Source organism: Microcoleus sp. AS-A8, assembly GCA_039962225.1.
Lineage (GTDB): Bacteria > Cyanobacteriota > Cyanobacteriia > Cyanobacteriales > Coleofasciculaceae > Allocoleopsis.
This window is the reverse complement of record JAMPKV010000034.1, coordinates 50380-57050: the sequence shown is the minus strand read 5'-3', so window position 1 is coordinate 57050 and position 6671 is coordinate 50380. Positions and strand designations below refer to the sequence as shown.

Annotated in this window: 5 protein-coding genes; 3 read left to right on the top strand and 2 right to left on the bottom strand. The window is 47.4% G+C overall.

The features are described from left to right. Nucleotides 1-77 precede the first annotated feature (77 nt). The gene (locus tag NDI48_29465) at nucleotides 78-542 is read right to left on the bottom strand and encodes a type I restriction endonuclease subunit R (protein MEP0835294.1); all 465 of its coding nucleotides are present in this window, start codon (nucleotides 540-542) and stop codon (nucleotides 78-80) included. 249 nt (nucleotides 543-791) lie between these two features. Here NDI48_29465 and clpB point away from each other — a divergent pair, with 249 nt between their 5' ends. Both clpB and NDI48_29455 read left to right on the top strand, forming a co-directional pair. Further along, nucleotides 792-3419, top strand: coding sequence for an ATP-dependent chaperone ClpB (gene clpB, locus NDI48_29460; GenBank protein MEP0835293.1), 2628 nt, complete (start codon nucleotides 792-794; stop codon nucleotides 3417-3419). Nucleotides 3420-3745: 326 nt separating this feature from the next. Then, nucleotides 3746-4159, top strand: a complete 414-nt coding sequence (locus NDI48_29455) for a hypothetical protein (protein MEP0835292.1) — start codon at nucleotides 3746-3748, stop codon at nucleotides 4157-4159. Between the two features lie 51 nt (nucleotides 4160-4210). Here the strand turns inward: NDI48_29455 and NDI48_29450 are convergent, their stop codons facing one another. Beyond that, nucleotides 4211-4849 carry a hypothetical protein gene (locus tag NDI48_29450; protein MEP0835291.1) on the bottom strand — a complete coding sequence of 213 codons (639 nt, stop codon included), beginning with the start codon at nucleotides 4847-4849 and terminating at the stop codon, nucleotides 4211-4213. A 585-nt stretch (nucleotides 4850-5434) separates the two neighbouring features. Between NDI48_29450 and NDI48_29445 the strand changes: the two genes are divergently transcribed. Then, nucleotides 5435-6628, top strand: a complete 1194-nt coding sequence (locus NDI48_29445) for a low temperature requirement protein A (protein MEP0835290.1) — start codon at nucleotides 5435-5437, stop codon at nucleotides 6626-6628. Nucleotides 6629-6671 lie beyond the last annotated feature (43 nt).

Sequence of the window (6671 nt, the reverse complement as noted above, 5' to 3'; positions counted from 1 at the left end):
GGCTTAAGTTATCGTGACTCACACCAAGCCTGATGACACAGGCTATTCTAAAGTTTACCCCTAGTTGTCACCCCACTCTAGACTGGTGGGTTATTTCTGCCGCGCTGCACTAGTAACTGCGGCAAAGCTGCCGGAACTGGAATACTCGTCCGCTTTGACTCCACAACCAAAATCCAAAGTTGCTCCTGTACGACTAGCACATTGATAAAACCGCGAATTGTTTCTTCAGGATCGTCCAGTTCTAGTGCAATACCGTAAGGCGAACGAATGCGGAAGGGTGGATCGAGAAAACCTGCAAGTTCCAAGAGTGGCGAAACCACCACAAGGTTAATCGTACCCTCCAACAACAAACCATCGAAGCGATGGTAATCATAGCGTTGTTTAATGCGTTCGATGCCAGCCTGTTCCCGCTCATCGAGTTCAGGTAAATCTTCAACCCACTCCCTGAAAAAGCCCTCATTGTCAGCCTGACGCAAATTACAGCGAACTTGAAGATCGCTTAAGCTCTTGATAGCGTCAGTAATTCCTACACCAGTAACCATCTGCTGCTACCTACTTGCTGCCCTTAGTCTAGCAATGAGCGATCGCATCGCCGATGAGGCGATCCGTGTGAAGTGTGTCTATCAATTGCATACGATCATCTTAGAGTCCTGTGTGCAATGCTCATCCGAGGACGGCAATAACCCGTTAGGAAGGCGGGAACACCGATCCTGCGGTAGGCAAGTAACTTTTTACAATGGCGTTAGTTAAAGAAATTATCTATCTATTGAAGAGTAACCAGACAATTCATCATGCAACCCACTAATCCTAATCAATTTACAGAAAAAGCCTGGGAAGCCATAGCACGTACCCCAGATATTGCCAAAGCCACTCAACAACAACAGCTTGAAAGCGAACATTTGCTCAAAGCGCTGTTGGAGCAAGATGGACTTGCCAATAGCATTTTTAATAAACTTGAAGTGCCCGTGCAGCGAGTGCGTGAGGCAACGGAAAGCTTTATCCAGCGACAGCCTAAGGTTTCTGGCAGTAGTGGCTCCGTCTATCTCGGACGCAGCGTGGATACCCTCTTAGATCGAGCAGAGTCTTATCGCAAAGACTACAAAGATGAGTTCATCTCGATCGAGCATCTGATCCTGGCGTATCTTAAAGACGATCGCTTTGGTAAAGGCTTATTCCAAGAATTTAAACTAGATGAGAAAAAGCTCAAGAACGCGATTGACCAAATTCGAGGGAACCAAAAAGTGACCGACCAAAACCCAGAAGGCAAATACGAAGCACTGGAAAAATATGGACGTGACTTGACTCAAGCGGCTCGTGAAGGGAAACTTGACCCCGTGATTGGGCGGGATGATGAGATTCGCCGCACCATACAGATTCTCTCACGCCGCACCAAAAATAATCCAGTGCTGATTGGGGAACCTGGGGTTGGTAAAACTGCGATCGCAGAAGGGTTGGCGCAGCGGATTGTGGCTGGTGATGTGCCCGAATCTCTCAAAGACCGTAAATTAATTGCCCTAGATATGGGTGCACTCATTGCGGGTGCTAAGTTCCGGGGCGAATTTGAAGAACGTCTGAAAGCGGTACTCAAAGAAGTCACCGACTCTCGCGGTCAACTTATCCTATTTATTGATGAAATCCACACCGTTGTCGGTGCCGGTGCCACTCAAGGCGCGATGGATGCAGGCAACTTGCTCAAACCCATGTTGGCGCGAGGTGAGTTGCGATGTATTGGTGCCACCACCCTGGATGAGTACCGCAAGTACATCGAGAAAGATGCAGCATTGGAACGTCGATTCCAGCAGGTTTATGTGGATCAACCCAGTGTAGAAGATACGATCTCGATTCTGCGGGGACTCAAAGAGCGTTATGAACTGCACCACGGGGTGAAGATTTCGGATAGTTCGCTAGTTGCCGCCGCCACGTTATCGACTCGATATATTAGCGATCGCTTCCTCCCGGATAAAGCGATTGACTTAGTCGATGAAGCGGCAGCACGGCTGAAAATGGAGATTACCTCCAAGCCGGAAGAACTCGATGAAATTAACCGCAAAATCCTCCAGTTGGAAATGGAACGGTTATCGCTGCAAAAAGAAAGCGATCGCGCCTCTGTTGAACGCCTGGAACGATTGGAAAAAGAACTCGCCAACCTCAAAGAAGAGCAACGCACTTTAAATGCTCAGTGGCAGTCCGAAAAAGACGTGCTCAATCACATTCAGAGCATTAAAGAAGAGATTGACCGAGTCAATGTAGAAATAAGCCAAGCCGAGCGCGATTACGATCTAAACAAGGCGGCTGAGTTGAAATATAGCAAATTAGCCCAGTTGCAAAAATCCCTACAAGAGGCAGAGACGCAACTCGCTGCTACCCAAACCAGTGGCAAATCCCTGCTGCGGGAGGAAGTCACAGAATCCGACATTGCGGAAATTATCTCCAAGTGGACAGGGATTCCCATCAGCAAGCTGGTGGAATCGGAGAAAGAAAAGTTACTCCACCTCGAAGATGAGTTGCACGAGCGAGTTGTGGGACAGGATGAAGCGGTAACAGCCGTTGCCGATGCGATTCAGCGATCGCGTGCAGGTTTATCTGACCCCAATCGCCCCACTGCTAGCTTTATCTTCCTTGGCCCCACGGGTGTTGGCAAGACGGAACTGGCAAAAGCGCTAGCCTCTTACCTGTTCGACACGGAAGATGCTTTAGTGCGGATTGATATGTCGGAATATATGGAGAAGCACGCCGTCTCCCGCCTCATTGGTGCACCTCCGGGATATGTGGGTTACGAAGAAGGGGGGCAGTTGACCGAATCCATTCGTCGTCGTCCTTTTGCAGTGATTCTGTTTGACGAAATCGAGAAAGCTCACCCCGATGTGTTCAATGTGATGTTGCAAATCCTCGATGATGGTCGCGTTACGGATGCTCAAGGTCACACGGTAGACTTCAAGAATACTGTGATTATCATGACCAGCAACGTTGGTTCGCAGTACATTCTAGACCTTGCCACCGAGGACAGTCAGTACGATGAGATGCGGAGTCGAGTCATGGATGCGATGCGATCGAGCTTCCGTCCAGAGTTCCTGAATCGGATTGATGAAATTATTATCTTCCACTCCTTGCGAAAACATCAGTTGCGCCATATTGTTCAACTGCAAGTTAAGCGCTTAGAACAACGCCTAGCTGATCGCAAGATGTCTCTCAAGTTGTCGGAAAGTGCTCTCGACTTCTTGGCAGAGGTGGGTTATGACCCCGTTTTTGGTGCACGTCCTCTGAAGCGAGCGATTCAACGCGAACTAGAAACGCAAATTGCTAAGGCGATTCTGCGAGGTGAGTTTAATGATGGGGACACCATCTTTGTGGATGTGGAAAATGAACGGTTGGCGTTTAAGCGCTTGCCTGCTGAGTTGTTAACAGCTCAATCCACCTAATCTCAATGCTAAATACTAATTTGCAACAGGTTGCGCCACCACGTAGCCTGTTTTTTTTGATTCCAAACTCAGACATTGTGATATAGCAAAAGGCAGAAGGCACAAGGCAAAAGGCACAAGGCAGAAGATTTATTACTGGTACGTGGTCGCAAGAACCGTTAAATCTGTCCTAAACTTTATCGCGACAGCTATACTTTGAAGAAACCAAGATCGTTCTTGACAAATCTCTTACATTAACCTTGAACGATCTACAGATAAGTTGATGTGCATAAAACATTGCATAATCTTCTCCTCCAGCCTCCCCAGCTTCTCACCCTGCAACTTAAATGCTGATTAAATTATTTATGGGTGTATTGCCGTTAGGGCACGGGTTGCTAATTGCCACACTCGGCATGATTGATTATAGGCAGATAAAACGTGGGAAGAAATTTTTAATTGTAGAACTGATAAGCGGCGGTCTGCTAGTTTTGGCTTGGTTGCTGATTATTGCTACTGTTCGGTTAGAGTTGCCATCGATTGTGTCATTAGTCTGTGGGTTTTGGCTGGCGGCGGTCGCTACTCTTGTTCTAAATATCGTGGCAATTATCAAGGCCATCCAGGCATTTAAAAACCAAGGTAACTGGGTTTTGAGTACAGCTGGAGTATTACTGAATCTCCTTGCCCTAATCATTTACTTAATCTTCGCACTTTGGCTCTCCTGGTTCCTCTTGATGATGGGGCTAGGTGGTTCATATCGATAAGAGCCTGTTTCAAAAGCGGCTTTGTTTCCTCGCATGATAGAGGCGAGTTGTTTAACTCTTGACTTCACCGCCACAAGTGCCAAAGGAGTCCCATTGGAACACGGCTAACAGGACGCTACTGCCTCCCATGATGATGCCAGTGCCGAGAAATTGCATTGCGCCAACAGAGGGTAAAATCCCAATAGCCAGCAGGTGAACGAATCCTGTGATGATTAATGCGCGCGATCGCAACCCTAACCCAGTCCCCAGATAACCCAGCGCCACCAATCCTAACCATAGTGGACACAGATTGATTAATACTGCTCCCCAACCCAGGAAAATACCGAAGTCTGTCAGGGCAACTCCAAGCAACATCAAACAGACCCAACTATCGAGAACCCAGCCTAAGCCCTCTTCTCTCAACCAAGAGGGTGTCAAAACCAGCATGGCAAGCGACCCCATCAGGGAGAGGATTGACCACCAAATGGCTTGAGTCGTCCAACTCAGGGGACAAAATTGTGCTGTGCCAAAAATTGCGAGTGAGATGACGCCCCAGATTAAACAGACTTGATCGACTGCTGTATAAAACGTCGAAACAAGTGTAATACTTCCGACTTGCCAGTGACAGCGCCAAAGTCCAGGACTATCGGATAGGGTGAGGACATTGGGCTTTTGGCATAAAAGTGGTGCGTTGGGATTGAAGAATGTCATAGCGGTGTTACTGAAAATTCAAATAAATGAGGTGTTTTAATAGTTTGGTTTTAATGTTTTGTCCGAAATCAGACGAAACTTACAAACTAATAGTCTTTCAGCAGCACCATACTGGAACTCTATCGGCAGAAATGATTCAAACTTTTCAAAACTCTGCCTGTGGAGATAATCTTTAACAAAACTTCACAAATGGAAGACGAATAGGTTCTTGTTCCTGGAAGGAACGCAAAAAGACGCCACGTCTGATGACTAATGGCGTTGCAGGTAAGATGAGATCTTGCAAGAATTCAATCTTTCAATTCATTTCTTGCATCATAAATCTTATGTTCTAGAAATACGGTAATATACGAGCTATTTGCTTTTATGTCACCTATCTTTCGCTAGATTTTTCACTTCTAATGGATATCGCCAAGGGTGCCTCTAAGGCGGGCTACATGATCTAGGGCTTTACCCCCCAAAAGTTATGTACCCTAATTTTGGGTACCTACTTGTAGCCGTGATTGTATGACTGAGATGATGGCAACAACACTCCAGAACCAATAGAATTCAACAAATCAATAATCCTAGTTTTCAAGAGGTCGCAGGATGTCAAAAAGATTATGGGAACCACCTCGGTTACGTGTCAGTGCAGACAACGAAGAGGAACGACGCGCTACTTGGTTGGAACTATTTTTTGACCTAATTTTTGTGGTAGCAATCGCCGAATTAGCCCACTATCTGGACGGTCATGTTGGGTTATCCGGCTTTTTGGGTTTTGTTGCCCTGTTTGTACCCATCTGGTGGTGTTGGCTTGGCTCTACCTTTTACGCCACTCGCTTCGACACCGACGATTTAGGACATCGCCTGCTCACCTTACTCCAGATAGCACTCGTTGCTGCCTTAGCAGTGAATGTGCATCATGGTTTAGGCGAGTCTTCTACTGGCTTTGCCCTCTCCTATGCCGCCTTTCGTACCCTGCTAATTCTCCAGTATCTGAGTGCAGGATATTTTGTTCGCGCCGCCCGTCCGTTAATCAACTGGTACATCCGGGGGTTTGCGATCAGTGCATTTTTGTGGGTTGTCTCCGTCTGGGTACCCCTGCCTTGGCGTTTCGGACTATGGCTTGTTGGGTTAATTGTAGACTTTGCTACCCCCCTAACCGCTGGTCGCTTGGTGACTCAATTCCCGCCGAGTCTTTCCCACATAGCCGAACGGTTAGGACTATTTACCATTATCGTTCTGGGCGAATCAGTCGTCGCTGTGGTTAAAGGAGTTGCACAAAAGGAATGGGATGTTTCATCAGTGGTGGCGGCCCTACTTGGACTGAGCATTGCATTCAGCCTATGGTGGATTTATTTCGATAGTGTGGATGGTTCCCCTCTCAGGTCAGTAAAGGGGGGTAAGATACGTATCGCGATGACCTGGTTATATGCCCATCTTCCCTTAGCCATTGGCTTGGCCGCAACGGGTGTAGGAGTCGATCAAATTATCGCGAGTCAAGCTGGCGTTCTATCCAATGAAGCACGGTGGCTGTTTTGTGGTGCTGTGGCACTGTGCTTGAGTGTACTGGCACTCATCCATCTGATTACTTGTACGTTGGGGACAACCAGACAGCGCAAAATCCTGAGTGCCTATCGTCTGGGAGCAGCAATAATTGTTTTAATGCTCGCTGCGGCGGGTAGTGGGTTGTCATCTCTGGTTTTGGTGGCACTAGTAGCCTTTGCCTGCGTCCTCCAAGTTGTTTTGGATCTGCTATTACCTCGTAAAGCCAAAACCCTTACTGAGGAGGTTGGGGGTTAGTTCTGGTAAGGTGTAACAATTGAAATCAGAGCAAAACCTTGGT